Annotated in this window: 26 protein-coding genes; 17 read left to right on the plus strand and 9 right to left on the minus strand. The window is 67.3% G+C overall.

Annotated features, from left to right (window positions below; genetic code table 11):
- The first annotated feature begins 98 nt into the window (after nucleotides 1-98).
- The 3 genes from ACTJKQ_RS19565 (at nucleotide 99) to ACTJKQ_RS19575 (ending at nucleotide 2,653) form a co-directional block, all read left to right on the plus strand.
- Entirely contained in the window at nucleotides 99-1,058 is a 960-nt protein-coding gene (locus ACTJKQ_RS19565) for a chemotaxis protein (RefSeq protein ID WP_015015359.1), read from the plus strand.
- A gap of 339 nt (nucleotides 1,059-1,397) precedes the next feature.
- Nucleotides 1,398-1,949 (plus strand): hypothetical protein, encoded by a 552-nt coding sequence (locus ACTJKQ_RS19570; protein WP_056066726.1) that lies wholly within the window; start codon nucleotides 1,398-1,400, stop codon nucleotides 1,947-1,949.
- A gap of 44 nt (nucleotides 1,950-1,993) precedes the next feature.
- Nucleotides 1,994-2,653: a DUF4124 domain-containing protein gene (locus ACTJKQ_RS19575; protein WP_056748284.1), complete on the plus strand. Its 660-nt coding sequence runs from the start codon at nucleotides 1,994-1,996 to the stop codon at nucleotides 2,651-2,653.
- A gap of 50 nt (nucleotides 2,654-2,703) precedes the next feature.
- On the opposite strand, the gene ACTJKQ_RS19580 is transcribed toward ACTJKQ_RS19575, so the two are convergent.
- A complete protein-coding gene (locus ACTJKQ_RS19580) occupies nucleotides 2,704-3,648 on the minus strand; it encodes an NAD-dependent epimerase/dehydratase family protein (RefSeq protein WP_440597802.1) in 945 nt (314 codons plus the stop codon).
- Between the two features lie 48 nt (nucleotides 3,649-3,696).
- Between ACTJKQ_RS19580 and ACTJKQ_RS19585 the strand changes: the two genes are divergently transcribed.
- The 4 genes from ACTJKQ_RS19585 (at nucleotide 3,697) to ACTJKQ_RS19600 (ending at nucleotide 8,747) form a co-directional block, all read left to right on the plus strand.
- Complete coding sequence (locus ACTJKQ_RS19585) at nucleotides 3,697-4,761, plus strand: CDP-6-deoxy-delta-3,4-glucoseen reductase (RefSeq protein ID WP_440597803.1); 1,065 nt, start codon at nucleotides 3,697-3,699, stop codon at nucleotides 4,759-4,761.
- 42 nt (nucleotides 4,762-4,803) lie between these two features.
- Entirely contained in the window at nucleotides 4,804-7,008 is a 2,205-nt protein-coding gene (locus ACTJKQ_RS19590; RefSeq protein WP_440597804.1) for an ATP-binding protein, read from the plus strand.
- Entirely contained in the window at nucleotides 7,005-7,691 is a 687-nt protein-coding gene (locus ACTJKQ_RS19595; protein WP_108498638.1) for a response regulator transcription factor, read from the plus strand. The genes ACTJKQ_RS19590 and ACTJKQ_RS19595 overlap by 4 nt, the downstream gene beginning before the upstream one ends.
- Nucleotides 7,692-7,763: 72 nt before the next feature.
- Nucleotides 7,764-8,747, plus strand: a complete 984-nt coding sequence (locus ACTJKQ_RS19600; RefSeq protein ID WP_440597805.1) for a Bug family tripartite tricarboxylate transporter substrate binding protein — start codon at nucleotides 7,764-7,766, stop codon at nucleotides 8,745-8,747.
- 277 nt (nucleotides 8,748-9,024) lie between these two features.
- On the opposite strand, the gene folK is transcribed toward ACTJKQ_RS19600, so the two are convergent.
- From folK to hda, 4 genes are all read right to left on the minus strand, one after another.
- A complete protein-coding gene (gene folK, locus ACTJKQ_RS19605; RefSeq protein WP_440597806.1) occupies nucleotides 9,025-9,552 on the minus strand; it encodes a 2-amino-4-hydroxy-6-hydroxymethyldihydropteridine diphosphokinase in 528 nt (175 codons plus the stop codon).
- Nucleotides 9,549-11,138 carry a polynucleotide adenylyltransferase PcnB gene (pcnB, locus tag ACTJKQ_RS19610; RefSeq protein WP_056066705.1) on the minus strand — a complete coding sequence of 530 codons (1,590 nt, stop codon included), beginning with the start codon at nucleotides 11,136-11,138 and terminating at the stop codon, nucleotides 9,549-9,551. Before pcnB ends, folK begins: the two co-directional genes overlap by 4 nt.
- A 37-nt stretch (nucleotides 11,139-11,175) precedes the next feature.
- Nucleotides 11,176-11,880 (minus strand): HAD family hydrolase, encoded by a 705-nt coding sequence (locus tag ACTJKQ_RS19615; RefSeq protein WP_440597807.1) that lies wholly within the window; start codon nucleotides 11,878-11,880, stop codon nucleotides 11,176-11,178.
- Nucleotides 11,881-12,059: 179 nt separating this feature from the next.
- Entirely contained in the window at nucleotides 12,060-12,758 is a 699-nt protein-coding gene (gene hda, locus ACTJKQ_RS19620; RefSeq protein ID WP_440597838.1) for a DnaA regulatory inactivator Hda, read from the minus strand.
- A 268-nt stretch (nucleotides 12,759-13,026) separates the two neighbouring features.
- Between hda and ACTJKQ_RS19625 the strand changes: the two genes are divergently transcribed.
- From ACTJKQ_RS19625 to ACTJKQ_RS19635, 3 genes are all read left to right on the plus strand, one after another.
- Nucleotides 13,027-14,244 carry an MFS transporter gene (locus ACTJKQ_RS19625; RefSeq protein WP_440597808.1) on the plus strand — a complete coding sequence of 406 codons (1,218 nt, stop codon included), beginning with the start codon at nucleotides 13,027-13,029 and terminating at the stop codon, nucleotides 14,242-14,244.
- Between the two features lie 77 nt (nucleotides 14,245-14,321).
- Entirely contained in the window at nucleotides 14,322-15,371 is a 1,050-nt protein-coding gene (gene purM / locus ACTJKQ_RS19630) for a phosphoribosylformylglycinamidine cyclo-ligase (protein ID WP_440597809.1), read from the plus strand.
- A 33-nt stretch (nucleotides 15,372-15,404) separates the two neighbouring features.
- Nucleotides 15,405-16,505 carry an AI-2E family transporter gene (locus ACTJKQ_RS19635; RefSeq protein WP_440597810.1) on the plus strand — a complete coding sequence of 367 codons (1,101 nt, stop codon included), beginning with the start codon at nucleotides 15,405-15,407 and terminating at the stop codon, nucleotides 16,503-16,505.
- Nucleotides 16,506-16,613: 108 nt separating this feature from the next.
- Here ACTJKQ_RS19635 and ACTJKQ_RS19640 read toward each other — a convergent pair whose 3' ends face one another.
- Nucleotides 16,614-17,723 (minus strand): extracellular catalytic domain type 1 short-chain-length polyhydroxyalkanoate depolymerase, encoded by a 1,110-nt coding sequence (locus tag ACTJKQ_RS19640; protein WP_440597811.1) that lies wholly within the window; start codon nucleotides 17,721-17,723, stop codon nucleotides 16,614-16,616.
- A gap of 325 nt (nucleotides 17,724-18,048) precedes the next feature.
- Between ACTJKQ_RS19640 and ACTJKQ_RS19645 the strand changes: the two genes are divergently transcribed.
- From ACTJKQ_RS19645 to ACTJKQ_RS19665, 5 genes are all read left to right on the plus strand, one after another.
- The gene (locus ACTJKQ_RS19645) at nucleotides 18,049-18,609 is read left to right on the plus strand and encodes a cysteine hydrolase family protein (RefSeq protein WP_440597812.1); all 561 of its coding nucleotides are present in this window, start codon (nucleotides 18,049-18,051) and stop codon (nucleotides 18,607-18,609) included.
- Between the two features lie 59 nt (nucleotides 18,610-18,668).
- Nucleotides 18,669-19,283 (plus strand): DJ-1/PfpI family protein, encoded by a 615-nt coding sequence (locus ACTJKQ_RS19650; RefSeq protein ID WP_440597839.1) that lies wholly within the window; start codon nucleotides 18,669-18,671, stop codon nucleotides 19,281-19,283.
- A gap of 29 nt (nucleotides 19,284-19,312) precedes the next feature.
- A complete protein-coding gene (locus tag ACTJKQ_RS19655; RefSeq protein ID WP_056748306.1) occupies nucleotides 19,313-20,308 on the plus strand; it encodes a GlxA family transcriptional regulator in 996 nt (331 codons plus the stop codon).
- Nucleotides 20,309-20,400: 92 nt separating this feature from the next.
- On the plus strand, nucleotides 20,401-20,907 hold the full coding sequence (locus ACTJKQ_RS19660) for a GAF domain-containing protein (RefSeq protein WP_288853448.1): 507 nt from the start codon (nucleotides 20,401-20,403) through the stop codon (nucleotides 20,905-20,907).
- Complete coding sequence (locus tag ACTJKQ_RS19665; protein ID WP_440597813.1) at nucleotides 20,904-21,332, plus strand: histidine kinase; 429 nt, start codon at nucleotides 20,904-20,906, stop codon at nucleotides 21,330-21,332. Before ACTJKQ_RS19660 ends, ACTJKQ_RS19665 begins: the two co-directional genes overlap by 4 nt.
- Here ACTJKQ_RS19665 and ppk2 read toward each other — a convergent pair.
- Nucleotides 21,329-22,243: a polyphosphate kinase 2 gene (gene ppk2 / locus ACTJKQ_RS19670; protein WP_056067080.1), complete on the minus strand. Its 915-nt coding sequence runs from the start codon at nucleotides 22,241-22,243 to the stop codon at nucleotides 21,329-21,331. The two genes, ACTJKQ_RS19665 and ppk2, sit on opposite strands and share 4 nt — an antisense overlap.
- Before the next feature lie 149 nt (nucleotides 22,244-22,392).
- On the opposite strand from ppk2, the gene ACTJKQ_RS19675 reads away from it, so the two are divergent.
- Nucleotides 22,393-23,433, plus strand: a complete 1,041-nt coding sequence (locus tag ACTJKQ_RS19675) for a transporter (protein WP_056067078.1) — start codon at nucleotides 22,393-22,395, stop codon at nucleotides 23,431-23,433.
- A gap of 96 nt (nucleotides 23,434-23,529) precedes the next feature.
- Nucleotides 23,530-24,375, plus strand: coding sequence for a plasmid replication/partition related protein (locus ACTJKQ_RS19680; RefSeq protein WP_440597814.1), 846 nt, complete (start codon nucleotides 23,530-23,532; stop codon nucleotides 24,373-24,375).
- A gap of 27 nt (nucleotides 24,376-24,402) precedes the next feature.
- Here ACTJKQ_RS19680 and ACTJKQ_RS19685 read toward each other — a convergent pair whose 3' ends face one another.
- Together ACTJKQ_RS19685 and murJ are read right to left on the minus strand one after the other, a co-directional pair.
- A complete protein-coding gene (locus ACTJKQ_RS19685) occupies nucleotides 24,403-25,254 on the minus strand; it encodes a SirB1 family protein (protein ID WP_056066673.1) in 852 nt (283 codons plus the stop codon).
- A gap of 91 nt (nucleotides 25,255-25,345) precedes the next feature.
- Complete coding sequence (gene murJ / locus ACTJKQ_RS19690) at nucleotides 25,346-26,905, minus strand: murein biosynthesis integral membrane protein MurJ (RefSeq protein ID WP_440597815.1); 1,560 nt, start codon at nucleotides 26,903-26,905, stop codon at nucleotides 25,346-25,348.
- Between the last annotated feature and the right edge of the window lie 94 nt (nucleotides 26,906-26,999).

The following is a 26,999-nucleotide window of genomic DNA, read 5'->3' on the forward strand; positions in this document are numbered from 1 at the left end:
ATTGCCTGAAGATTTAGCGCACTGCGCGTGCCGTTTGGGTCCTAGAATTTGTAAAAGCGCGTATCTTCGTATCTTCATTACCGCGCGAAGGATCCAACATGAAAGCCATCCAGCAGGACATCGACGAGCGGACCAACCTCACCAGCACCAACAAGTTCGAGCTGCTGCTGTTTCGCCTGGGCATCGACAGCGCCTTGGGCAAGTCCGAGCTGTTCGGTATCAATGTCTTCAAGATCCGCGAGATCGTGGCCATGCCCAGCATCACGCCGATTGCGGGCACCACGGCCCATTCGCTCGGGGTGGTCAACCTGCGCGGACAGGTGATTCCGGTGCTGGACCTGCCCTCCATCGTGGGCTGCAAGCCACAGACGGGCCTGAACATCATGCTGGTGACAGAGTACGCACGCACCACCCAGGCGTTTGCGGTCGAGTCGGTGGAAGACATCGTGCGCCTGGACTGGAAACAGGTGCTGTCGGCGGAAACCAGCGGCGCTGCTGGCAAGCTGGTGACCAGCATTGCCCGTCTGGACGGCAACACCGACGAGTCCCGCCTCGCGCAGGTACTGGACGTGGAAGCCATCCTGCAGATGATCTCGCCCTCTGACGGTCACGAGGTCACAGAGGAAAAGGTGGGCGCCAAGCTCAAGCTCAAGCCTGGTTGCATCATCCTGGCGGCGGACGACTCGTTCGTGGCCCGCTCGCTCATCGAGCAAGAGCTCAAGGTGCTCAACGCGCCATATGAAATGGTGAAATCCGGCAAGGAGGCCTGGGACCGGCTCAATGCCATCGCCAAAAGTGCCGAGGCCGAGGGCAAGACGGTGCTTGACCGCGTGGCCATGGTGTTGACCGACCTGGAAATGCCGGAGATGGACGGTTTCACGCTAACGCGCAACATCAAGCAGGACGCCCGCTTTCATGGGCTGCCGGTGGTCATCCATTCCTCGCTGTCGGGCTCGGCCAACGAAGACCACGTTCGCAGCGTCGGGGCCGATGGCTATGTGGCCAAGTTTGTGGCGGAAGACCTGGCGGAGACCATCCGCCGCGTACTGCCCAAGTAAACCGGCGCCCTATCCGCTGGAGTACAACGGCCTTGCGGGGCCGTTTGTTTTTTGCGGGTCCGATTTTTTGGTTGAATCAGTTGATTGCGTCCGTAAAACGTACTCTGATAGCTATCATTTTTGACGATATCAAGCAGCAGGCGTGCCCCATATTCACGGGTTGTTACAGCCTCCATCGGCACCTGTGCATGCGCCGAGTCAACCAAAAGCCGTCCCCGCGCGCTAAAGTGATTGGCCCCCTGTGCCAGACCCCTGAAATTTGTAACGCTCCACCGGAGCGCTTTTCATGGGCTTTACGGACAAGGCGGAACGCGCCCACCCGGCCGGAGTCTGATCACCATGACCTACACCATCACCCGCATTCTTTCCGCCACGGTCCTGGGGGCCCTGGTGACGGGGTGTGCCACCGTGCCGGGCGACCCTTATTACGACTCTCCGCGCTACCCGGTGTACGAACAGCCAGGCTACATCTACAGTGCCCCGCCGCCGGTGTACCAAGCGCCGCCTGTGTACCGTGCGCCTGGCGTGATCTATTCGGCCCCGCCGCCACCGCCCGCCATCTACTACGGCGGACGTGACCGCGACGACAACCGGTGGGACAACGACCGCAACCGCAATGACTGGCGCGAAAGAGAGCGTGACCGTGACCGCGCTGAGCGCGACCGGGCAGCACGCGAACGCGAACGCCGCGACCAGCAGGCCCGTGAACTGGATCGCCGAGCCCGAGAACAGGACCAGGCCCGCCGGGAGCAGGCCGAACGGGATCGCCGCGCTGCCGAAGACCGCCGCAACCGCGAAAACCGCCCCGGCCGCCTGGCACCCGACAGCTACACCCCGAGTCCGTACGACTGGCGCTCGCGCCAGCAGTCCAACAGCCCGGACAAGCCGTGATGGCCTGGCGCTGACCCCGCTACCCCTACAACTCTCCAGCCACCATGAAACCACGTACCCATACCCTCATCGCTGGCCTGTGCGTGGTCTTTCTGGGCGCGCTACCTCCATTGGGTGCCCAGGCGCAGGTGGTGCGCTGCACCGACGCTGCCACGGGCAAGGTCACCTACACCGACGGCAAATGCGCTAGCGGCACCACCGTGCGTGAGGTGGAGGCCCGCAAAACTCCGCAGGAGATCCAGCAGGAGCGCGAAGAAGCCGCCGAGGCGCTGGCGCGCAAACAGCAGCGCTTGCAGGCCGAGGCGACCGCCGCCGAGACCGAATCACGGCGCAATACACAACGCGACCAGACCGCTCCTGCCAAAACCACAGACTACGCACGCTCCCCGGAGTGCGCCCGTTCACGGCGCAACCTGGATGTGGTGTTGAGCAGCGTCACCGGCGGCGGCTACGAACAAAACCTGCGGGTGGAGGCGGCGCAGCGGCAGGTCGACCTGGACTGCCTGGGCCCTCAGGGCTATGCGGAGGTGGAGAAGTCCCGCCCCCGGTCAACTAACACCACGACGCCGGTAGTCGTCGTGCCCCCACCGCATTACCCGGCGCGGCCTACGCCGGTGCAACCGCCGGCGCCCACCCCCAAAAAATTCACGCAGTGCAACGTGTTCCGCTGCTACGACGCCCAGGGCAATAGCTACCCCCGCTGATCGGTCGCCCATGTGGGCAAGGTGAGGAGAGTGCGGATTTCTCCAGCCTCTCAGGCTCGCAACCCCTCGGCCACACTGGGGTAGCGCAACCGCAGACCCAGCTCTCGCAGCATGCGCTGGTTGTCCAGCCGGCGGGATTCGCTCATGAAACTCAGCAGCATCAGCGACAGCTGCTCTTGCGCCGTGCTGCGAGGCACGCGCGGCGGGCGAGGCAGGTCATACAGATCAGCCGCCAGATCAAAGTAGTCGCCCATCTTCATGTGGGTGGAGTCGCTCACGTTGTAGGCGCGCTGCGGATGCCCCTTCCACACAGCCGCCATGCAGGCGCGCGCCAGGTCTTCGGCATGGATGTGGTTGGTGAACACATCGTCCTCGGCCACCAGCACAGGCGTGCCCCGGCGCAAGCGGGCCTCAGGCGTACCGCCCTCGCGGTCGGGGGCGTAGATGCCCGGAATGCGCAACACGGTGGCCCGCACGCCGGCACGGCCCAAGTGGCGCACCGCGCGCTCGGCATTCACACGGCGCTGGGCGCGAGGTGTGCCGGGGGCCACGGCCCGAGTCTCTGGCACCAGGGCCCCCTGGCAGTCGCCATACACACCGCTGGTGGACGCGTAGGCCAACGACATTGGCAAGGTGCGCAGCCGCAGCGCGCGAGTCAGCGCCACGGTACGGCGGTCACGCCACCAGGCATCGCCCCCTGCGCCCTCCCCCGGCGGGGGCGCCAGATGCAGCACCCGCGTCGCCAGGCCGGACAGCCTGCGCAAGGTGCCCGCATCGTCCAGATTGCCCACCAGAGGCCGGGCCCCTTGTGCCCGCAGCTCCGCCACCCGCCCAGCGCTGGAGGTCAGTGCCAGCACCTGCATGCGCCCGGCCCCGGGACCCGTCTGCAGATGGCGCAGCACCCGTTGACCTACATCACCACAGCCCACGATGAGCAGGCGTTCGCGACGAAAGCGCGCTGGCAGCGCGCCGAGGGGGTTCTGGTTTGAGGGCAAAATCGGGTCCGTTTGCTTAGCTAGAGACGACTCCAAGGATACCCACACATGACCAGCGCCGAGGCTGCCACCACCGCAGCGTTTCAGATCACCGTGCAGCCCAGTGGCCGCGCTTTCAGTGCCAATGCGGGCGAAGCCATCCTGGCCGCCGCCATCCGCAGTGGCGTGGGCCTGCCCTACGGCTGCAAGGACGGCGCCTGTGGCTCGTGCAAGTGCAAAAAACTCAGCGGCACCGTGCAGCACGGCGCCCACCAATCCAAGGCCCTCACGGCCGACGAAGAGGCCGCAGGCCTGGTGCTGACCTGCTGCGCACAGCCACTGTCTGACGTGGTGCTCGAATCGCGCCAGGTCACCGACGAAAGCGCCTACCCCGTCAAGAAGATGCCGGTGCGCGTGGCCTCGCTCGAAAAGAAATCAGACGATGTGATGCAGGTGCGCCTGCAGCTACCTGCCGCAGACACCTTCCGATACCACGCGGGCCAGTACATTGAGTTCATCCTGCGCGACGGCGCCCGACGCGCTTACTCGATGGCCAACGCGCCGCACACCCAGGCAGAGGCACCGGGTGTGGAGCTGCACATTCGACACATGGCCGGCGGCAAGTTCACCGACCATGTGTTTGGGGCGATGAAAGAGAAGGAAATCCTGCGTGTCGAAGGTCCGTTTGGCAGTTTTTTCCTGCGCGAAGACTCCGACAAGCCCATCGTGCTGCTGGCATCCGGCACCGGCTTTGCCCCCATCAAGGCGCTGATCGAGCACCTGCAGTTCAAGGGCATCAGCCGCCCCACCGTGTTGTACTGGGGCGGCCGTCGCCCTGGCGATCTGTACCTGGCCGACTGGGTGCAGGCCCGCGTGGCCGAATTGCCGTGGTTGCGCTACGTTCCGGTCATTTCCAACGCACTGCCCGAGGACGGCTGGACTGGCCGCACAGGCTTTGTGCACCAGGCGGTGCTGGACGACTTTACGGATCTCTCAGGTCACCAGGTCTATGCGTGTGGCGCGCCCATCGTGGTCGAGTCCGCCCGTGACGCCTACAGCGCCCAGCGCGGCCTGCCGTCGGAAGAGTTTTTTGCCGACGCATTCACGTCGGAAGCCGACAAACACGGCGGCTGACACGCCCCCGCAAGGCCGATAAAGACACCTGGACCACGACCCATGGTGCGTGCAGCGCCCGCCCCGCCAGCCCCGCAGGGCGCGCCCCGCCGCTGGCATCAAGTCCGGCGCGGAGGCTTCATTGCCACGCTGCTGTGCCTGGCGGCCCTGCTGGTGTGGGGCGCGGGCGAATGGGCAGAACAGAGCGAACGCGACGCCCAGTGGGACAACCTGCGCCGCCTGGGCGAGGTGCAAGCCCTGGCGCTGCGTGGCGTGGCCACGCGCTACAACTACCTGCCCTTCACCACCGCGCAGCACCCACTGGTGCGCCAGTTATTGCAGGAGCCTTCATCGCAGGCCGTACGCGACGCAGCCAATGTCTACCTGCAGGCGGTGAACCAGCATGCGGGCTCCGACATGCTGTACGTGATGGACCCGCAGGGCCTCACCCTCGCGTCCAGCAACTGGGACACCCCCAACAGCTTTGTGCACCAGAACTACGGTAACAGGCCGTACTTTCGCGATGCCCTGGCGGGCCAGACGGGGCGCTTTTATGGCGTGGGTAAGACCACGGGCGAACCCGGCCTGTTTGTCTCAGCCCCCGTGGTCGATGCGGGCCGCGTGATCGGCGTGGTGGCGGTCAAGGTGCGCATGGAACCCATCTCGGACCCATGGGCCCAGCTGCGCGATCCAGTGTTCGTGACGGACGAACGGGGCATCGTCTTTCTCGGCTCCGTGCCCGGCTGGCTCTACCGCACCAGCCAGCCCTTGCCCACCCCACTCGTGCAGCAGCTGCAGCACAACGAACAGTACGGCACAGGATGGACCCCGCGCGCCGTTCCATGGACCCTGCGGCCACAAGACGACCCGCCCGGTGCCGAACTGCGCCTGGACGGCGCTGGCGGCAAAAGCTACCTGGCGTTCGAAGAGAAGCTGCCCGACCTGGGATGGACCCTCACCGTCACCGCCGACAGCCGCGTGGTGGCCCTGGCGCGGCAACAGGCCTGGGCGCTGGCCACGCTGGCGTCGGGCCTGCTGGTGCTGGGTGCGCTGTACTGGCAGTTGCGCGAGCGGCGCCTCGCCGAAAACCGGTTGGCCCGCATCGAACTGGAGCAGCGCGTGCAGGAGCGTACCCACGCGCTGCAGCAGGCCCAGGCGTTCCGCCAGTCCATGGAGGACTCGCTGCTGGTGGGCATGCGCGCCCGCGACCTCGAAGGGCGCATCGTCTATGTCAACGCGGCCATGTGCGATATGGTGGGCTACCGGGCCGACGAACTCATCGGCCAGCTGCCGCCCTACCCGTACTGGCACCCTGACGAGCTGGACCGCCACTGGAACGACAGCGACACCGTGCTGGCTGGCAACGCGTTTCCGCAGGGGCGGGAGAACCGGCTGAGGCACCGTGACGGGTCGGACGTGTACACGATGTTCTACACCACACGCCTGATCGACGGCAGCGGCCAGCACATCGGCTGGATGAGTTCGGTGGTCAACATCACCGCGCAGAAGCGGGCCGAAGAGCAGCAGCAGCAGCGCGAGACCCAGCTGCAGCGGGTACAGCGCGTGATCACTGTCGGCGAGATGGCATCCACCCTGGCCCACGAGCTGAACCAGCCGCTGGCCGCCCTGGTCAACTATGCGGCTGCCGCACGGGCGCTGGCCGCCCAGGGCAAGACCGGCCCCCTCCACGACAGCCTGGAGGCCCTGTCGGCCCAGGCGCTGCGGGCCGCCGACATCGTGGGTCGTATCCGCCGCTGGGTGCGCCAGCACCCTGAAAGCCGCGAGCCTTGCGATCTGTCTGCCATCGTGGAGCAGTCGCTGGAGCTGCTCTTGCGCGCCGAGGCTCGCCGCCAGGGGATCCCTGTGCGTGTGGAACAGGCCGGCGCCCCTTTGCCGGTGAACGCAGACCGCGTGCTGCTGGAGCAGGTGGTGATCAACCTGGGCCTGAACGCCCTGCAGGCCATGCAGACCCACCAGCCCCCGCCCGGCGGGCACGAATTGCGGCTGCGCATAGCCGCAGACGATGGCCAAGCGCTGGTGCAAGTGCTGGACCGGGGCCCGGGCCTGCCGCCCGGCATCGCCGAGCGCCTGTTCGAGCCTTTCTTCACCACACGTTCCGACGGTCTCGGCCTGGGTCTCAACATCTGCCGCTCCATCATTGAAAGCATGGGGGGCCAATTACAGGCCCGCAATCGCGAGGGCGGCGGCGCGGTCTTCGAGATCCGCCTGCCCTGCCCCCCCGCCACCGAGAATGCCACCGCGCCATGACCTACGACACTGCCCCCATCGCCGCTGACTCGCTGGACCCCACTGTGGTCTACATCGTGGACGACGATGAAGGCGTGCGCCAATCGCTGGCCGCACTGCTGCTCGCACGCGGGTACACGGTGCGTGCCTTTGACGGCGGCGAGGCCTTTCTGGCGCAGGCTGCACTGGACCACCCCGGCTGCGTGCTGCTGGACCTGCGCATGGAAGGCTTGAGCGGGCTGCAGGTATTCCACGAACTCGGCCAGCGCCACAGCGCGCTCAAGACCGTGTTCCTATCGGCCCACGGTGAGCTGTCCTCCGCCGTGGCAGCCGTCAAACAAGGGGCGGTGGACTGGCTCGAAAAACCGTGCAACGAAGCCACCTTGCTGGCCGCTGTCGAAAAGGCCTCCACGCTGTCGCAAACGCAGGCACGGCAGACACAACGGCAGCACCAGCTTCGCGAGCGCTGGAACGCCCTGAGCCCACGCCAGCAAGAGGTGGCCCAGCTGCTGGGCACGGGCCTCAGCAGCAAGGAAGTGGCCCGTGCACTGGCGCAGCGTGACCCGGAGCGCCCCATCGACCCGCGCACCGTGGACACACACCGGTCCGCCATCTTCCTGAAGCTGGACATCCGCTCGTCGCACGAACTGGGCATGCTGGTGGAAGACCTGGGCGTGGCGCTCAGCGCGCCTCGCACGGCATGAACGTCCCCGCCTGACCATCACCCCCTCAGGGCTTCATAAGCTTTCTTACGATTTTTTTGCACAATGGCGCCCATGAACCGCAGAAACCTCATCCTCCTCGCCACCGCCGCTGCCACCGCAACGGCTTTTTCGTCCCCCACCGTCTGGGCTCAGGATGCCGGCCAGCCCATCCGCCTGATCGTGCCGTATGCCCCGGGCGGCCCCATCGACGTCACGGCCCGCGCACTGGCCGAGCGCGTGCGCGAATCGCTGGGCACGGTCATCATCGACAACAAGGGCGGCGCGGGCGGCAACATCGGCGCCGACGCGATTGCCAAAGCTGCACCCGATGGCCTGACCATTGGCATCGCGGCCACCGCCACCCACGCAGTCAACCCCTGGCTGTATGCCCGCATGCCCTATGACGCAGGCAAGGACTTTGCCGGCATCACGCAGATGGTGCGCGTGCCCAATGTGCTGGTCATGAACGCCGCCAAGGCCGAGCAACTCAAGATCCACACCGTGACCGACCTCATCGCCTACGCCAAGGCCAACCCCGCCAAGCTCAACTACGGCAGTGGCGGCAACGGCAGCGCGGGCCACCTGGCGGGCGAGATGTTCAAGCAGCGCGCCGGCATCTACGCGCTGCACATCCCCTACCGGGGCGCCAACCCGGCCCAGCTGGCACTGCTGGCGGGCGAGGTGGACTTCAACATCGACAATCTGGCCGCCGCAGCGCCCAACATCCGCGCGGGCAAGCTCAAGGCGCTGGCCGTGACCTCGCTCGACGCCTCGGCCTCGCTGCCCGGCGTGCCGCCACTTTCCGCGACTTTCAAGGGTTTTTCCATCGACACCTGGTGGGGCCTGGTGGCGCCCGCCGCCACGCCCAAGCCCATCATCGACAAGCTGAACAAGGCTTTTGTGGCGGCACTGAACGCGCCCGAAACGAAGACCCGCTTTGCCGCATTGCTGGCGGAGCCCGTGACCACCACGCCGCAGCAGTTCGACAGCTTCATGGCCAGCGAGCGTGCCAAGTACCAGCAGGTGGTGAAGGCGTCCGGGGCAAAAGTCGATTGACGCTCTGAGACGCAATCCGCTCGGTGCTGCCGCCTGAGGCGGTAGCTCTTCGATGCCGTCCACGCCTGCGCGGGCAGGCTTGGGGCTGCGGCCTCCCAGCCCCCGAGAGAGACGCCACCCGAGGCCCGGCGGAGCCGGTTCCACGGTGGCACTGGCGTTGGACCGCGTCCGTTTCATCTGTCCCACGCAAAGCCAATGCAGACGGGAATATTTTTAAGCCTTTTCAGGCCCTAGCGCTTATCTATAAAGCGCAAAAAGCTCCCAATTCAGGAGCAAATTATTCACCCGATAAAGCGCCCACCCAAGCCGGGCCTTCCAGCTGGTGGATGTCCTGAGTCGCTACGGCCTGCAACGCCGACGCATCCACCCGCCCAGGCACCAGATCGGCCAGGGGGCGCAGCACGAACGCGCGCTCGGCCATGCGGGGGTGGGGCACGGTGAGTGTGGGGGTGTCGATCACCTGGTCGCCAAACCACAGAATGTCGAGGTCCAGCGTGCGCGGCGCGTTGCGGTAGGGGCGCTCGCGGCCAGCAGATAGCTCGATGGCTTGCAGGGCACCCAGCAGGGCCTCAGGTGCCAGGGTCGTTGTCAGCTCGGCCACGGCGTTGAGGTAGTCCGGGCCACCGGCATCGACCGGTGCGCTGCCATAGAGCGGCGACACGCGCAGGACCCGCGTGCCGGGCAATTGACCCATGGCCGCCAAAGCCTTGCGCAAGGCGGCTCGCCGCTCTCCCAGATTGGCCCCCAGGCCCACATAGACCCGAGAGGCCCGCTCAGCCTGCTCCCCCACGTCCGGCAAACTCACTCGCCAGCCGCAGCAGGTGCTGCACCTTCGCCGCCACCACCACCGGGCTTGCGGCGACGACGGCGGCGCTTCTTGGGCGCGCCGCTTTCGGCAGCCCATTCGGTTTCACCGCCCGCATGGTCAGTGTCTTGGACGGTGCCAGGGGCACGAGGTGCTGCAGCAGGTGCACTGCGAGGCACACGCTTGACAACAGGCTGCGCTTTCTGGCGGGCCTTCTGCTCTTCCTTGGCCTGGTCCATCAGGTCGTCGCGGCGCTCATCGTCCGCCGCCTGGAAGTCTTGCCACCACTCGGCCAGGGCTTCCTCGACTTCGCCCACATCGGCGCGCAGGCGCATGAAGTCGAACCCGGCGCGAAAGCGCGGCTGCATGACCATGCCGAACGGCGTGTTGCCCACGCGCTTTTCAAAACGCGGCTGCATCACCCAGATCTCACGCATGTCGGCGGCCAGCTTGCCGCGGCCCGACACGTCGCCAATGCGTTTGTCGAACACCTCGTCGATGGCCTCTTGCAGCGCGGGCAGCGGATGTTGGCGCTGGTTCAGGCGCTCCTGCCAGCCATTGCGCACGTCTTCCCACAGCACGCAGGCCAGCAAGAAGCTGGGGGCCACGGGCTTGCCTTCGTTCACGCGGCGGTCGGTGTCCACCAGGGCCGCTTTGACAAACGGTGTGTCGGCGCGCTCCACGGCCACGTCCAGCAGCGGGTAGATGCCCTTGGACATGCCCAGCTTGCGCAGCTGCTCGATGGTGGCGATGGCGTGCCCGGTCTGCAGCAGCTTGAGCATTTCGTCAAACATGCGGCTTTGGGGGACCTCGGCCAGCAGGGCCTGCGACTGCACCAGCGGCGCGGCCGACTTGGCATCGATGCTGAAGCCCAGCGGGCTGAGCTTGGCCGCAAAACGCACGGCGCGGATGATGCGCACCGGGTCTTCGCGGTAGCGCGTGGCGGGGTCGCCAATCATGCGCAGCGTCTTCTTCTTCGCGTCCTGCAAACCCTTGTGGTAATCGACCACGATCTGGCTGACCGGGTCGTAGTACATGGCGTTCACGGTGAAGTCGCGGCGCGTCGCGTCTTCGTCCTGCGGGCCCCAGACGTTGTCGCGCAGCACGCGGCCGCTGGCGTCCACGGCATGCTGCATGCCCGACAGCTGCGCCTTGCTGGTCTTTTCGTTGCCAGCCACCTGACCCGCTGCGGCATTGTCGAGGTAGGCGCGGAAGGTGGAGACCTCGATCACCTCGTGCTCGCGGCCCCGGCCGTGCACCACATGCACGATGCGAAAGCGCTTGCCGATGATGAACGCGCGGCGAAACAGGCCCTTGACCTGCTCGGGCGTGGCGTTGGTGGCCACGTCGAAGTCCTTGGGGCGCAGGCCCAGCAGCAGGTCGCGCACAGCGCCACCCACGATGTAGGCCTCGAAGCCGGCGTCCTTGAGCGTCTGCACCACCTCGGCGGCGCGGCGGTCCACCAGCTCGGGGTTGATGCCGTGCACGCTGGCGGGCACCTCTTCGCGCTTGCCGAAATGGGGCTTGCCGCCCGAGGTCCCGGGCGTCGATTTGCCCAGCAGTTTGTCGATGAACTTCTTGATCATGGGTAGGGAGATATCAGGGGACTGCGAGCGCAGGGGGTCAGGAGGCCGTCTGGCTGGCAGGCTCGGCAAACAGGTCCAGTATGCGCCAGCCGCGCTCCTGGGCCAGGGCGCGCAGGCGCGGGTCGGGGTTGGTGGCGACCGGGTGGTTCACCTTCTCCAGCAGGGGCACGTCGTTCATGGAGTCGCTGTAGAAGGTACTCTCCACGTCGGCCCAGCTGAGCTGCCGCCCGGCCAGCCATTGTTCCATGCGGCGCACCTTGCCTTCGCGCATGGTCGGGATACCGTCAATCTCGCCGGTGTACCAGCCACTGGCGTCGCGCACCAGCTGCACGGCCAGCAGTTGCGGCACCCCCAGCGCCTGGGCGATGGGGGTGGTCACGAACTCGTTGGTGGCAGTGACGATCACCACCTCGTCGCCCGCTGCCTGGTGCTGGCGGATCAGGTCGAGCGCCTGGGGCTGGATGGCGGGGGTGATGACCTCGCGCATGAACTGCTGGTGCGCCGCCGCTGCGGCCTCGGGCCCGCGCAGGCGCACGGCCTCGGTCGCAAAACGCACGTAGTCGTGTACATCGAGCGTTCCCGCCTGGTAGTGGGCATAGAACTCGTCGTTGCGGCGCGCGAACTCCACCGGGTCGTTCCAGCCGATGCGGATGGTGAACTCACCCCACTCGTAGTCAGAGTCGAGCGGCAGCAGCGTGTGGTCCAGGTCAAACAGCGCCAAGCGAAGGCGGCTTCTTTGCATTTCAATCATTCAATAAGTTGCGCTGCGCGAGCGGTTGCAAAAACTGTCGCTGCCCAAACCCAGCGGCCGCCGCGCAAGGGCCGCCCCGCCGCGCTGGCGGCGTCCTCCTTCCCGCGGTGCGCAGCACAGCGAGAGAAGGGGGAAGCGGCGCAGCCGCTCAGGGGGTTGTCCCTCATTTTTTATTCGGACTCGAGCATTGTCTTGAGCAGCGGAATCGTGATGGCACGCTGGGTGCGCAAGGCAAAGGCGTCAAGCTGGTCCAGCAGCTGCATCAGGCTGCCCAGGTCGCGCGAAAAGCGGTTGAGCATGTAGTCCATGACTTCGTCGCCCAGGAACACGCCGCGCGCATCGGCCTCCTGGCGCAGCACGGCGCGGCGCTCGGCCTCGCCCAGCAGTTGCAGCTGGAACACATGGCCCCAGCCCAGACGGCTGCGCAGGTCGTCGCGCAGCGGCAGGTCGGCGGGGGGCAGATCGCCAGCCGCCAGCACCCAGCGCTGGCTACCGCTGGCGGGGCTGATGGCATTGACGAACCAGTTGAAGGCCGTGGCCTGCTGGGCGGTGCTGTACAGGTGCACGTCGTCTATGACCACGGCGGCCCAGCGCTCGTCAAAGTCTGGCGGCTCGCCCACCGAGGGGTCGAGCCAGCCCACGCTGGAGCCCTGCTCGCGCAGGGCCTGGCGCACGGCCTGGAGCAAATGGGTCTTGCCGCTGCCCGGCTCGCCCCAGAGGTAGGTGGGCACCGGGGAGCGGGTGGCTTCACTGCTGCCCGCCCCGGCGGCCAGGCGCAGGTGCTGCAGCGCGGCCTCGTTGGGCCCGGCAAAAAAACGGTCGAGGGTGGGCCCGGTGGCCAGGCCGATGTCCAGCGCCAGTTGCTTCATCGTCATGCGCGGCGCCCGCACAGTGCAGGCTGAACCGTGGCGGAAGGTGCGGAAGCGGCGGTCAGGAAGAGGGTCAGCAGCGGCATCACAAGTGGGTGGGAAGGCACCGGGCCGTCGATGACTGCGGCCAGGCGCGGCGACAAAGTGGCATACGGCGCGTGGTCACCGACCGGCTCCCTCGCAGGGGCTGGGCGACAATGGCCGCGATTTTAGTCTGCTGCCAGCCCCCTGGGCCGCCGCCCGGCACCACCGTCCCCTGCCTTGCACCATGACACCTCCCGCCGCCCCCGCCAAGCGCCTGCCCGCCAGCATCTGGGCGCTGGGCTTCGTCAGCCTGTTGATGGACGTGTCGTCCGAGATGATCCACAGCCTGCTGCCGGTGTTCCTGGTCACCACGCTGGGCGTGAGCATGCTCGCGGTGGGCCTGATCGAGGGCGCGGCCGAGGCCACAGCGCTGGTACTCAAGGTGTTTTCGGGGGTGTTGAGCGATTGGTGGGGGCGGCGCAAGCCACTGGCGGTGCTGGGCTATGGGCTCGGTGCACTGTCCAAACCCCTGTTTGCCATCGCGCCCACCGTGGGCCTGGTGGTCACGGCGCGCCTGCTCGACCGGGTGGGCAAGGGCATACGCGGCGCGCCGCGCGACGCGCTGGTGGCCGACCTTGCGCCGCCCGGCATGCGGGGCGCGGCATTCGGGCTGCGGCAGTCCCTGGACACCGTGGGCGCCTTTTTGGGCCCACTGCTGGCCATGGGGCTGATGCTGCTGTGGGCCAATGACTTCCGCGCCGTGTTCTGGGTGGCCGTGATTCCGGCCGCCCTGTGCGTGGCACTGCTCCTGGTGGGTGTGCGCGAGCCCGAGCGCGCCGCCAGCGCCGTGCGCACCAACCCCATCCGCCGCGAGAACCTGCGCCGCCTGGGCGGCGCCTACTGGTGGGTGGTGGCGCTGGGCGCCGTGTTCACGCTGGCGCGCTTCAGCGAGGCGTTTCTGGTGCTGCGCGTGCAACAGGGTGGCCTGCCACTGGCCTGGACGCCCCTGGTGCTGGTGCTGATGAACGTGGTGTTTGCACTGGGCGCCTACCCGCTGGGCAAACTGGCAGACAGCACCCGCCACACCACGCTGCTGGCCTGGGGGCTGGTGGCGCTGATCGCTGCCGATGCGCTGCTGGCCCTCAGCGACCGGGGCGCCGCCGCCTGGCTGGGGATTGCGCTGTGGGGCCTGCACATGGCCATGACGCAAGGGCTGCTGGCCACCATGGTGGCCGACACCGCACCGGCCGACCTGCGGGGCACGGCGTTTGGCATGTTCAACCTGGTCAGCGGCGTGGCACTGCTGGTGGCCAGCGGGCTGGCAGGCCTGCTGTGGGACCGGCTGGGCGCCAGTGCCACGTTTGGTGCCGGAATCCTGTTTGCCACGCTGGCGCTGGCCGGTGTACTGGTGCAATCTGCCCGGCACGGCCGCGCCCCAAAGCCCCCTGTACCGCAGGGCTGAGGTGGTGGGCCTGAGCGTGCCCCTTAAAATCCCCGGATTCCAGCCCGCCCGGCGGGCCTACCAGCACCACACCACCCATGAGCTCTTCTGCCCCCTCCACCCCCATCTCCTACAAAGACGCCGGCGTTGACATCGACGCGGGCGACGCCCTGGTCGAGCGCATCAAGCCGCTGGCCAAGAAGACCATGCGCGAAGGCGTGCTGGCGGGCATCGGCGGCTTTGGCGCGCTGTTTGAAGTGCCCAAGCGTTACAAGGAGCCCGTGCTGGTCTCTGGCACCGATGGCGTGGGCACTAAGCTCAAGCTGGCGTTCGAATGGAACATGCACGACACCGTGGGCATCGACCTGGTGGCCATGAGCGTGAACGACGTGCTGGTGCAGGGCGCCGAGCCCCTGTTCTTCCTGGACTACTTTGCCTGCGGCAAGCTCGACGTGGACACGGCTGCGGCCGTGGTCGGCGGCATCGCCAAGGGCTGCGAGCTCTCCGGTTGTGCGCTGATCGGCGGCGAAACGGCCGAAATGCCCGGCATGTACCCGGCGGGCGAATACGACCTGGCCGGCTTTGCCGTGGGCGCGGTCGAAAAATCCAAGATCCTGACCGGCAAGGACGTGGCCCCTGGCGACGTGGTGCTGGGCCTGTCCAGCCACGGCGTGCACTCCAACGGCTTCTCGCTGGTGCGCAAGTGCATTGACCGCGCTGAAAGCCAGGGCACAGTGCCCGCCACGCTGGACGGCAAGCCCTTCAAGCAGGCCATCATGGAGCCCACCCGCCTGTACGTGAAGAACGTGCTGGCCGCGCTGGCCGCTCACCCCATCAAGGCCCTGGCCCACATCACCGGCGGTGGTTTGCTGGAGAACATCCCCCGCGTGCTGCCCGACGGCACCGCCGCGCACCTGAAGAAGGGCAGCTGGCCCCAGACCGAGCTGTTCGCCTGGCTGCAGAAGACGGCGGGCATCGACGACATCGAGATGAACCGCACCTTCAACAACGGCATCGGCATGGTGGTGGTGGTGGATGCGGCCAACGCCGAAGCCACGGCCGCCACGCTGCGAACTGCCGGTGAACAGGTCTACGCGATTGGCACGATCGCAGCGCGTGGCGAAGGCGCCGCCGTGGTGGTGGCCTGATACCCGGCCAGCAACACCGCCCCCTCACCGCGCATGGCGCAGCGCCCCGCTCCACCCCCCTCAGCGCAACCTGAGCCCACGCCCACCACCCTGCCTCCGCGCGCCCTGAACCAGGGCATCGTGGTGGCCAGCTATCTGCTGGTGGCCGCTGCGCTGCTGCTGGTGATGTGGCGTGGCCTGCTGCCCGGCCTGCTGTGTGTGTGCCTGGGCTTTTTGCTCACCCGGGCGCTCACGGGCTGGTTTGCAGCGGGGCTGGGCCGGACCCAGCGCCAAGCCGCCCCATCCCCCACCAGCCTGCGCGTGGCCCAGGTCACGGCCGCTGGTCTGGTGATGCTGCTGCCCCTGGCGCTGCTGGCGCTGGGCCTGACCCATTCGCGTGGGTACCTGGTCAGCGCACCGCAGCAGTACCAGGAACTGCTCACCTACATGGCCCGCACGGTGCTGGAGCTGCGCCTGAAGCTGCCCGCCGACATGGCCTCCCACCTGCCCGAGGGCGTGGCCGACATCCAGCGCATCATTGCCAGCTATCTGGGCGCCAAGGCCGGTGCGCTGGCCATGGCGGGGCGGGCCTGGCTCGCCGGGGTGCTGTTTGCCTATGTGGGCCTGCTCATCGGCGCGCTCGCCGCCGTGCGCCCGCCGGTGCTGGCGCGCGGCCCGCTGGCCCAGCAGCTCAAGCTACGCATCACGCTGTTTGGCGAGGCGTTCCGCCAGATCGTGGCGGCGCAGTTCTGGATCGCGGCGTTCAACACCCTGCTCACCGCCCTGTTCCTGCTGTTCGTGCTGCCGGTGTGGGGGCTGCAGCTGCCTTACACGCCGGTGCTGATCACCTTCACCTTCGTGGCCGGGCTGGTGCCCATCGTGGGCAACCTGGTGTGCAACGTGGTGATCACCATCGTGGGGCTGTCGGTGTCGCCGCTGGCGGCCGCCGCCTGCCTGGGGTTTTTGATCCTGATCCACAAGGCCGAATATGTGATCAACGCCAAGGTGGTGGGCCGCCGCACCCAGATGGGCGTGTGGGAGCTTCTGAGCGTGATGTTCGTGGCCGAGGCCGTGTTTGGCCCTGCGGGGCTGGTGGCGGCGCCGCTGTTCTACGCCTACCTCAAGAAGGAACTGGTGGCCGCTCGGCTGGTGTGACCGCAGCCAGGCAGTGGCCTGCGGGCACCCCGGAGCCACCCGCGCGGACAGTCACTTTTTGATAGCAGCAAGCACAATCAGCACTAGCGCTTGCGGCCATTTTTTTGACTATTTTGCGAATTGACGGGCCACAAAGGCCCAGATGAGCGCCGACGCATCGGGCCCGGCCGGGTCGCTGTAGGGCAACTGCGCGGCGCCGCCGCTCCAGGCATGGGCCAGCCCGACCACCTCACGCAGCGCCACCACGGTGCGGCCCCGGGCCTTGAATTCGGTCACCCGCATGGGGTATCGCTGGCCCCTCTGCAAGGTGCGGATGGCACCCGCCCGCGCCCCCAACCCACCGGCCCACAACAAGGCGGTCGCCGCCGCGTTGCGCACCGACACCACACCATCGGCATCGCCATGCACGATCAGCAGCGGTGGCAAAGCCGCAGGGGCGCTGATGGGCAGCACGGTAGCGTCCGTCGGTGCGACCGCAGCGGCAACCGCAGGAGGGTCCGGCAGATGGGCCTCGCGGCGGCCATNGGCCGTGGCGGCGGATTCGGCCGTGCCGGGCGCCACACCGGAATGCATGGCCACCGCGCAGAACCGGTGGGGGTAAAGCGCCGCCATCAGCACCGCCATGCTGGCGCCTGCCGACAACCCGGCCACCGCCACCCGCGCCAGGTCCACCGGCAGGCGGCGCGCCACCTTGTCCACGGCGGCCAGCAGCGTGGCGGCTTCGGCCTCGGCGCGGCCATTGCGGCGTTCAAACCAGTTCCAGCAGCCGTGGGCGTTGGCCATGCGCTCCTGCTCGGGGTACAGCACCACAAACCGATGGCGCGCCGCCAGCCGGTTCATGCGCGACACGGCGGCAATGTCCCGCCCCGTCTGGCCGCAGCCGTGCAGCATGACCAGCAGCGGCAGCTTTTCGCCCGGGCGCAGGGCCAGCCCGGCAGGCACATAGGCATGAAACCGCCGCGCCCCCGCCGGGCCGGGGGCCACGCCAGACATCCACTCGCCCCGCGACGGCACCGGCTTGCCTGCGGGGCGCGGTGTGCGGGCCGTGGAGGGCATCTTGGCAACCGCCGCCTTGCGCGGCGCTGTCCGCAGTTTGGACGCTGCCTTGGCCCGCACCGGCCGGGTGCTGGCCCGCGCAGCCCGCGCGAAGGCCTTGAGATTGCGCTGGTAGGCCCGCGTCAGCGACGACAGCGAGAACAGGCGGGAACGGCGGGGCATAGTCAGGCAGGTGGTCTGGTGGGCGATGTTCAAAAAATCAGGGAAAACCCTAGCCACCTTAACAGCTTCCTGCGCAGCTTGAATATTGCTATTTCTTTGATAGCTTGAAAGGCAATATGTACCAGCGCATAACGCTGACCTGGCTCCAAAACACGCTTCACAGGGTCAGCGCGGCACCTGAAATGGGCTGGGGCGCCAGCCAGGCCCGTCATTCGCCACAGAATGATGGCTGAAATTGATCGAATCCTGTCTCCGTCAGTTCGGACCGTCGGCCGCTGTGCAGCGAACATAAGCACATCCAAACCACTTCCTCTGTGAGCACACCATGAAAATCTGTCTGATAGTGATTGATGTCCAGGAATCGTTCCGCCACCGCCCCTTTTTCACCGAACACGACCTGCCTGCCTACCTGCAAGCGCAGAACGCGCTGATCGACGGGTGTGTCGCCCAGGGTATCCCGGTGGTGCGCGTGTTCCACAGCGACGGCCCCGAAGTCGCCGAGAACCCGTTTTCGCAGGCCTCGGGCCAGGTGCGGCCACTGAAAGGCTTGGCCACCTTCGACGCAGCAGCCACCTTCACCAAGTCGCGCCACAGCGCGCTGGTGGGCACGGGCCTCGATGTGTGGCTGACACGCCATGGCATCCAGCGCCTGATCGTGAGCGGCATCCGCACCGAACAGTGCTGCGAAACCACCACCCGCCACGCGTCCGACCTGGGCTGGGACGTGGACTACGTGACCGATGCCACGCTGACCTGGGACATGCTGCAGCCCGACGGCCAGGTGCTGGCGGCGGCCGACATCAAGACCCGCACCGCCACCGTGCTGCAAGGCCGCTTTGCGACCCTGTGCACAGTGCAACAGGCGCTGGACCGGGCGGCCGCATGAGCGCCGCGCCGGGCCGCCCCAAGCAAGCTCGCACCGCAGGCGAAGCCGAAGGTACAACAGTGAGCGCCCAGCCATTGCAGGTCGCCATCCTGGTGTTCGACGACGTGGAGGCCCTGGACCTGGGCGGGCCCTATGAGGTCTTCACCACCGCCAGCCGCATGCACCAGCGGCAACATCCCGGCGCGCCTGCACCGTTTGTGGTGCAGTGCGTGGCCCGCAGCCTGGACCCGGTGCGCGCCCGGGCGGGTTTGCGCGTGTTGCCCGATGCGGACTTTGCCAGCGCCACCGCGCCCGATGTGCTGATCGTGCCCGGCGGTGTGGTCGATGCCGCTGCGGCCTGCCCTGCCACCCGCGCCTGGGTCGCCCAGGCGGCAGGCCGTGCGCAGATCACGGCCTCGGTGTGCACAGGGGCCTTCATCCTGGCCGCAGCCGGTGTGCTGACCGAAGGCCCGGCCACCACCCACTGGGAGGACACCGCCGACCTGCGCACGCAGTACCCCGCGCTCGACGTGCAGGAGAATGTGCGCTGGGTGGACCGGGGCGCGCTGGTGACCTCGGCCGGCATCAGCGCCGGCATCGACATGAGCCTGCACCTGGTCACCCGGCTGCTGGGCGCGGCGCTGTCCGAGCGCACGGCCCGCCAGATGGACACGCCCTGGAACCCCCAGCCCTGACACGCTTTTAGCCTGACCCAAAGCCATCGATGCAGAACCCGGCCTCGTCCCCCATCCACGTCTATTTCGCCCTGCTGCCGGGCAGCCTGGTGCTGGACTGGGCGGGCCCGGCCGAAGCGCTGCGCATCGCCAATCAGACCCTGGCCAAGCAAGGCCAGCCCGAGCGGTTTGTGCAGCACTTTGTGAGCCCCACGCCCGAGTCTGTCTCGTCGGTAGGTGCCGTGCTGACCCAGCTGGAGCCGCTGCCTGCCACGCTGCCCAGCCCCGCCTGGGTGGTGCTGGTGGGCCTGGCCGGGCAACACATCGCGGTGGACGGCGACGAGGCCCGCGCGCTGCTGCACTGGCTGCGCGGGCTGCGGCCCGTGGCGGGGCAGCTGGAGCTGATCACCGTGTGCGCGGGCTCGGTGCTGGCCGCCCATGCCGGCCTGCTCACGGGGCGCCGTGCCACCACCCACCACCAGCATCTGGACGAGCTGGCCGCCGTGGACCCGCGCTGCGACGTGGTGGCCAACCGCGTGTTTGTGGCCGATGGCGCCGTGTACAGCAGCGCTGGCGTGACCACGGGCATCGACTTGCTGCTGCACCGCATCTCGGACACCTGCGGCCCCGCGCTGGCCGCGCAGGTGGCGCAGGCCATGGTGGTGGCCCTGCGCCGGGGGCCCAACGACCCGGAGTTCTCGCCCTTTCTGCACCACCGCAACCACCTGCACCCGGCCCTGCACCGCGTGCAGGACGCCGTGGGCCAGCAGCCCCAGGCCGACTGGAGCGTGCCGCAGATGGCCGAGGTGGCCCACACCTCACCCCGGCATCTGACGCGGCTGTTTCTGGAACATGCGGGCATCGCCCCGCTGCAATACCTGCGCCGCATCCGCCTGGCCACTGCCGAGGCCGCGCTGCGGTCCGGCCAGAACGTGACGCAGGCGGCGCTGATGGCGGGGTTCAGCTCCGACACGCAGCTGCGCCGGGCCTGGCACCAGTTCGGGCGCGGCGGCACGCCATCACAGGGCAGTGCGCGCAGCCACTGAGGGACCAGTCCGGTGTGATGCCGCGCGATGCACGCGACACGGCACCCGCCCATAATCAAGTCCTTTGCCGCACCACCCGCCGGGTCGCCACCATGCAAGAACCACCCCGCCCCGCCAACGAGCCCGACCGCCTGCAGGCGCTGCGCCAGCTACTGATTCTGGACACGCCGCCCGAAGAGCGGTTTGACCGCCTGACGGCCTTTGCCGCGCAGGAGTTCGATGTGCCCACGGCTCTGCTCTCGCTGATCGATGAAGACCGCCAGTGGTTCAAGTCACGGTTGGGCATGAACCAGTGCGAGACCTCGCGGGGCATCTCGTTCTGCGGCCACGCCATCCTGCAGGACGACATCATGGTCGTGCCCGATGTGAACCAGGACGAGCGCTTCATTGGCAACCCGCTGGTCACAGGGGAGCCCCACATCCAGTTCTATGCCGGCGCCCCGCTCAAGCTGCCGGGCGGACAGAACGTGGGCACGCTGTGCCTGATCGATAACAAACCGCGCACCCTAGACGACATCGATCTGGCCATCCTGGGCTCGCTGCGCGACCTGGCAGTGGAAGAGCTGGTCCGGCGCCAGCAGGGAGCCTCGGCCCCATGAGCGACCACAGCCCCCAGGACATCCTGCTGATCGAACCCAGCTCGCTGACCGGCAGCATCATCGTGGCCACGGCGCGTCAACTGAACCTGCCCGCCGTGCGGCAGGTGAACAGCGTGCGCATGGCCCATCAGCGGTTGACACACCAGGACTTTGCGGGTGTGATCGTCTCAATTGACGAGCAAGAACAAGAGGCTATCGCGCTGCTGGAGCAGGTCCGCAACGACACGCTGGCCGTCAATGCCAATGTGCCGGTGGCGGTGACGACCACGCAAGTCGATGCCTCCACCGCCGTGAAGATGAAGGCCCTGCAGGTGCGGCGGGTGCTGATCAAGCCCTTCAAGGTGCGGGATGTGATCGCCACCATTGCACTGCTGAAGGACACTCAGCCTCCCTCGGCCCCGCAGGGGGCGCGCCAGATGTCTTAGTAGATCTCTGGCACGTACATGCTGGCTGGCACGGGCTGGCGCAAATACTCGGGGTTGCGCACGCGGTCAGGCAGCACCACGGGCGGGTGTGGCACCTCCTGGTAGGGCAGCTGAGACAGCAGGTGCGCAATGCAGTTCAGGCGCGCCTTTTTCTTGTCTACCGCCTGCACCACCCACCAGGGGGCTTCAGGGATGTGGGTGCGCTCCAGCATCGTTTCCTTGGCCTTGGTGTAGGCCTCCCAGCGCACGCGGCTTTCCAGGTCCATGGGGCTGAGCTTCCATTGCTTGAGCGGGTCGTGAATGCGGCCCAGAAAGCGCAGGTGCTGCTCTTCATCGGTGATGGAGAACCAGTATTTGACCAGCGTGATACCCGAACGCACCAGCATCTTTTCAAACTCGGGCACGGTGCGGAAGAACTCTTCGTATTCGTCGTCGGTGCAAAAGCCCATCACCCGCTCAACGCCCGCGCGGTTGTACCAGCTGCGGTCAAACAGCACCATCTCGCCCGCCGCAGGCAGGTGCGCTACATATCGCTGAAAGTACCACTGCGTGCGCTCTCGGTCGTTGGGTGCGGGCAGTGCCGCCACCCGGGCCACACGGGGGTTCAGGCGCTGCGTGATGCGTTTGATGACGCCCCCTTTGCCCGCCGCATCGCGCCCCTCGAACAGGATCACCACCTTCTGGCGGCTGTGCTGCACCCAATCCTGCAGCTTGACCAGCTCGCCCTGCAGGCGGAACAGGTCCTTGAAGTACTGCTGGCGCGCCAGCTTGTCGCCAGGGCTGGGGGCGCCGATGTCATCGACCTCGCGGTCTTCGATCTCCAGTTCCAGCTCTTCGTCGTAGCTGTCGATAAGGTCGTTGGCGATGCGTTGCATCAGCTCCTGCGTGTCAAGGGCGTTGTTGTAGAACATGGGCAAGCATCCGGCGGTAGTGCAAATCAGATGCGCGATGGTGGACCGCTGCAGTGACAGCGCCATGACACTGGTGTGATCTGTCACAACGCTGTCATGCCCAGAGGCCAGCATGCGAGGCCGTGCCGCCCGCAGACCACCCCGCCGCTTTGTCAAATCCCCTCGCCCCCAACGCCAGCCTGAACTACGGCGGAGATGCCGCCGGGCTGATCTGCGGCTACCTGCTGGGTACCGACACCCCGCCGCAGGAGGTGGATTCGGCCCAGGCCGCGCAATGGCTGGCCGGCCTGCAGGCAGGCGCCGCGCCGTCAGGGCAGTTTCTGTGGCTGCACTTCAACCTGAGCCACGCGCAGGCAGTGCGCTGGATGGAGCGGCACGCCCATCTGCCGGAAGCCTTTTTTGATGCGCTCAAGGACCGCTCGGTCTCGACACGCATCGAGCGCGACGACGACACGCTGATTGCCGTGCTCAACGACGCACACTTTGATTTTGCGTTCGAGCCTTCGGACATTGCGACCCTGTGGACCAGCGTGGCGCCGCACCTGATGGTGACCGGCCGCACGCGCCCGCTGCGGTCGGTGGACGTGCTGCGCACAGCCGTGCGCACCGGCAATGCCCCCTGCTCCAGCGTGGCGCTGCTGGCCGAGCTGATGCGCACCCAGGCCTCGGGCCTGGTGGATATCGTGCGGGGCGTGACACAACGCATCGACGATGTGGAAGACGCACTGCTGGCCGGGCGCCTGGACCACAAGCGCGCGCGGCTGGGTGTGCTGCGACGCTTGCTGGTGCGCCTGCAGCGGCTGCTGGCGCCCGAGCCTGCAGCGCTGTTTCGCCTGCTGCAGCACCCGCCCGCGTGGATGGGCGCCGACGATGCACAGGAGCTGCGCGATTCGACCGAGGAGTTTTCGGTGGTGCTGCGCGACATGCAGGGCCTGCAGGAGCGCATCAAGCTGCTGCAGGAAGAAATCGCCGCCAGCGTGCAGGAAGCCAACAGCCGCAGCCTGTTCGTGCTGACGGTGGTGACCGTGCTGGCCTTGCCCATCAACATTCTGGCCGGCCTGTTTGGGATGAACGTGGGCGGGGTGCCGCTGGCCGACAACGGCCACGGCTTCTGGATCATCGTGGCCGTGGTGGCGGCTTTCACGGCGGTTGCGGGCTGGCTGGCCCTGCGAGGCACGCGCGATCAGTAGGTGGGACCGTGCGACAGGTTCGATCGCCCGACAGGCCCGGTGGCAAGCCCCACTACAATGCCGCCCCTTGCCCAGCTCCCCGGACCCCCTGCCACCATGAACATCGTCGTCAACGAAGAACTCAAAGCCTACATCGAACCCCTGACCCCCGACGAACACGACGCGCTGGAACGCAGCATCCTCACCGAAGGCTGCCGCGACGCACTGGTGCTGTGGGGCGATGTGCTGGTGGACGGGCACAACCGCTACGGCATCTGCCAAAAACATGGCCTGCCGTTCCAGACCGTGCAGAACCCGCGCTTTCAGTCGATGGAAGACGTGCACCTGTGGATGATCGACCAGCACCTGGGCCGCCGCAGCGTGTCGGATTTCCAGCGCGGCGTGCTCGCCCTGCGCAAGCGCGAGATCATGGCCGAGCGCAAGGCCCGCGCAGCCACCTCCACAGAGACCGCCGAAGCCACCCCCACGGCTGACGTGCCCGAGGCAGCAGCCGCCCTGCCCGCCCCCGACCCTTTGAGCAGCCGCGAGGCCATTGCCAAGGCTGCGCGGCTGAGCAGCAGCCAGGTGGTGATGATCGAAAAGATCCAGAAACAGGCGGCCCCCGAGCTGGTGGCCGCTGTGAAGTCCGGCACCATCTCCATCAACGCCGCGGCCGCTGTGGCTACTCTGCCCGCCGAGGAACAGGTGGCAGCGGCCGTGGCCGGCAAGGACGAACTCAAGCAGGCGGCCAAACGCGTGCGCGAACTCAACAAGCGCAAGCCGCGCGAGGAGGCTCCGGCAGAAGGTAGCCCGGCAGACACCCCCACGGACTCCGCTCCAGCCAGCGACGAGTTGCACACACTGCGCATCCGCGTGGCGGAACTGACGGCGGAGAACACCGAGCTGCGCCGCCAGGTGGCGCAGCTGCAGGCAGCGCTGCCTGCAGACAGCACGCCGTTCTAGAACTATTTTTAAGTCAGGCGCCAGACATCAGCCGTTGGCGTTGCGCAGCGCGCTCAGCCGGTCGGCGATGAGGTCGAGATCCAGCCCGTCTTCGCTGTGGGCCAGATAGGCCTCCAGGTCGGCCACGGCCTCGGCTGTGTTGCCACGCTCGGCGTGGGCCAGCCCCCGGTCGCGGCGCTCGCCCCAGGCCTCGGGCAACAACACGATCAACCGGTCCAGCACGGCGACCAGCCGTTGCCAGTCCTGCTGGGTGCGGTGCACCTCCTTGAGGTTGCGCAGCATGCGCGCAATGATGTCGCGCGGTGTGGCGGCCTGGAGATACAGGCCGAGCGGTACGTCGTAGTCGTCCACCAGACCATTGCGGCGCTTGTAGGGCTCCAGCCGCTCGGCCAGCTCCTCGCGGCTGAGTGACTGGCCCGAGATCGGGTCCAGCACCACCTGGCCCTTGGGCAGCAGCACCTTGACCATGAAGTGCCCCGGGAACGCAATGCCCCGTGCATGCAGGCCCAGCCCCTGGGCCAACTCCATCCACAGCACAGCCAGGCTGATGGGAATGCCCCGGCGCGTGCGCAGCACGGCGTTGAGGTAGCTGTTCTCAGGGTCGTAGTAGTTGTTGATGTTGCCGCCAAAACCCAGGTCGGCAAAAAAGAACTGGTTGAGCGTGCGCAGCCGCTGCAGCGCCGGCGCATCGGCAGGCAGGCGGCGCTTGATACGGGCCTGCAGCTGGTCCACATCGCCCAGCAGTTGCTGCACGTCGAACTCGGGGTATTCATCCTGCGCGAGGCTGGCGGCGGCTTCGAGCAGCGGAAAGTGGTCGTCGCTCTGCACCAGCGATGCAAAGTACTCCAGCGAGGTGGGCACAGAAAGGCTCAAGGACATGGCAGCTTTGTACGGGGCCGTCGCCATGGCGTCAAGCCACAGAAGAGCGGGCTTTGCGGGGTATTTCGGGGTCCAGGCCTGCCGCAGATATTCAGCGGCGCAGCAGCTGGCGCAGCTTCAGGCCGGCCGCCCACAGGGCGCCAAAGTACAGCACGGCGGCTGCAGCCATCATCGCGGCCAGCAGGCTGATGCGCTGCAGGCGCTGCGCCTTCATTTCCACCCAGTCGAAATGCTGGGCGCCCCACGCCAGCAGCACTGCCAGCAAGGCGCTGGCCGCCACCACCTGCAAGGCAAACCGCCCCCATCCGGGCAAGGGCCGGTAGCTGCCGCGCCGCAGCAGCCCCACCAGCAGCCAGGTAGCGTTGATGACCGCCCCCACGCCAATCGACAGCGTCAGCGCCGCATGCTGCAAATAGGGCACCAGCACAAAGTTCATCATCTGCGTGAGCACCAGCACCGCCACGGCAATCAGCATGGGCGTGCGCATGTCGTGCTTGGCAAAGTAGCCCGGCGCCAGCACTTTGATGGCCACGATGCCCACAATGCCAACCCCGTAGCCCGCCAGGGCCAGCGTGGTCTGCTGCACGTCCCGATCGGCAAAGGCGCCGTAGTGGTAGAGCACGGCCACCAGGGGCTTGGCAAACACCAGCAGCGCCACCATGCAGGGCACCGACAGCACCACCACCAGCCGCAGCCCCCAGTCGAGCATGGCCGAATAGCGTTCGTCATCCTGCTTGGCGCGGGCGCTGGCCAGCTGCGGCATCAGCACCACGCCCAGCGCCACGCCCAACAGGGCGGTGGGCAGCTCCATCAGGCGGTCGGCATAGGTGATCCAGCTCACGCTGCCAGTGGCCAGATGTGAGGCAATCTGCGTATTGATGAGCAGCGAAACCTGCGCCACGCTCACCCCCAGCAAGGCGGGCAGCATCAGGCGCGCCACCTTGCGGGTGGTCGGGTCCGCCCACGCCGCGCGGATGGCAGACCAGCGCACGCCAATGCGGGGCAGCAGCCCCAGGCGCAGCAGCGCAGGCACCTGGATGCCCAGTTGCAGCAGGCCGCCCAGCATCACACCCGCCGCCTGCGCATAGATGGGCTCGATGCCATGGCGCTTGAACAAGGGCGCGCCCAGCGTGATGGACAGGATGAGCGCAATGTTGAGCAACACCGGCGAGGCTGCAGGCACCGCAAACTTCTTCCACGTGTTGAGAATGCCCCCTGCCAGCGCCACCAGCGACATGAAGCCGATGTACGGGAACATCCAGCGGGTCATCGTGACGGCGGCGTCAAACCCCTGGGGCTGGAGCCCACTGGCCATGGCCCACACCATCCAGGGCGCACCCAGCACGCCCGCGATGCACAGCAGCACCAGCGTCCAGGCCAGCAAGGTGCCCACGTGGTCGATCAGCGCCTTGGCGCCCTCGTCGCCGTCCTCGGCCCGGGTGGCAGCCAGCACCGGCACAAAAGCCTGGCTGAAAGCGCCCTCGCCCAGCACCCGGCGGAACAGGTTGGGAATGCGGAACGCCACATTGAAGGCGTCGGTCATGGCACTGACCCCGAACACGGAGGCCATGAGCAACTCGCGCACCAGCCCGGTGATGCGGGAGACGAGGGTCAAGAGGGAGACGGTGGAGGCGGCTTTGAACAGTGACACCGCGGGGAGTGTATTCCCCCTGCGCCGCTTCGCGCCTCGGTACAGCTGCCACAGGCGGCAGCTTTTCAGACCGTCCAAGCCTGCGCAGGCGGGC

Origin of the sequence: Acidovorax sp. 22279, assembly GCF_052045435.1 — a bacterium.
GTDB lineage: Bacteria > Pseudomonadota > Gammaproteobacteria > Burkholderiales > Burkholderiaceae_C > Acidovorax > Acidovorax delafieldii.

What these genes read in the sequence shown, in the direction of transcription:
- ACTJKQ_RS19655 (WP_056748306.1), top strand. Translation starts at nt 19,313, where the DNA reads ATGCAGAACCCGGCCTCGTCCCCCATCCACGTCTATTTCGCCCTGCTG.
- ACTJKQ_RS19645 (WP_440597812.1), top strand. Translation starts at nt 18,049, where the DNA reads ATGAAAATCTGTCTGATAGTGATTGATGTCCAGGAATCGTTCCGCCAC.
- ACTJKQ_RS19625 (WP_440597808.1), top strand. Translation starts at nt 13,027, where the DNA reads ATGACACCTCCCGCCGCCCCCGCCAAGCGCCTGCCCGCCAGCATCTGG.
- ACTJKQ_RS19585 (WP_440597803.1), top strand. Translation starts at nt 3,697, where the DNA reads ATGACCAGCGCCGAGGCTGCCACCACCGCAGCGTTTCAGATCACCGTG.
- ACTJKQ_RS19565 (WP_015015359.1), top strand. Translation starts at nt 99, where the DNA reads ATGAAAGCCATCCAGCAGGACATCGACGAGCGGACCAACCTCACCAGC.
- purM (WP_440597809.1), top strand. Translation starts at nt 14,322, where the DNA reads ATGAGCTCTTCTGCCCCCTCCACCCCCATCTCCTACAAAGACGCCGGC.
- ppk2 (WP_056067080.1), bottom strand. Translation starts at nt 22,243, where the DNA reads ATGTTCTACAACAACGCCCTTGACACGCAGGAGCTGATGCAACGCATC.
- ACTJKQ_RS19570 (WP_056066726.1), top strand. Translation starts at nt 1,398, where the DNA reads ATGACCTACACCATCACCCGCATTCTTTCCGCCACGGTCCTGGGGGCC.
- ACTJKQ_RS19575 (WP_056748284.1), top strand. Translation starts at nt 1,994, where the DNA reads ATGAAACCACGTACCCATACCCTCATCGCTGGCCTGTGCGTGGTCTTT.
- ACTJKQ_RS19635 (WP_440597810.1), top strand. Translation starts at nt 15,405, where the DNA reads ATGGCGCAGCGCCCCGCTCCACCCCCCTCAGCGCAACCTGAGCCCACG.
- pcnB (WP_056066705.1), bottom strand. Translation starts at nt 11,138, where the DNA reads ATGATCAAGAAGTTCATCGACAAACTGCTGGGCAAATCGACGCCCGGG.
- ACTJKQ_RS19590 (WP_440597804.1), top strand. Translation starts at nt 4,804, where the DNA reads ATGGTGCGTGCAGCGCCCGCCCCGCCAGCCCCGCAGGGCGCGCCCCGC.
- ACTJKQ_RS19595 (WP_108498638.1), top strand. Translation starts at nt 7,005, where the DNA reads ATGACCTACGACACTGCCCCCATCGCCGCTGACTCGCTGGACCCCACT.
- ACTJKQ_RS19615 (WP_440597807.1), bottom strand. Translation starts at nt 11,880, where the DNA reads ATGCAAAGAAGCCGCCTTCGCTTGGCGCTGTTTGACCTGGACCACACG.
- ACTJKQ_RS19600 (WP_440597805.1), top strand. Translation starts at nt 7,764, where the DNA reads ATGAACCGCAGAAACCTCATCCTCCTCGCCACCGCCGCTGCCACCGCA.
- ACTJKQ_RS19665 (WP_440597813.1), top strand. Translation starts at nt 20,904, where the DNA reads ATGAGCGACCACAGCCCCCAGGACATCCTGCTGATCGAACCCAGCTCG.
- ACTJKQ_RS19680 (WP_440597814.1), top strand. Translation starts at nt 23,530, where the DNA reads ATGAACATCGTCGTCAACGAAGAACTCAAAGCCTACATCGAACCCCTG.
- ACTJKQ_RS19660 (WP_288853448.1), top strand. Translation starts at nt 20,401, where the DNA reads ATGCAAGAACCACCCCGCCCCGCCAACGAGCCCGACCGCCTGCAGGCG.
- ACTJKQ_RS19685 (WP_056066673.1), bottom strand. Translation starts at nt 25,254, where the DNA reads ATGTCCTTGAGCCTTTCTGTGCCCACCTCGCTGGAGTACTTTGCATCG.
- hda (WP_440597838.1), bottom strand. Translation starts at nt 12,758, where the DNA reads ATGAAGCAACTGGCGCTGGACATCGGCCTGGCCACCGGGCCCACCCTC.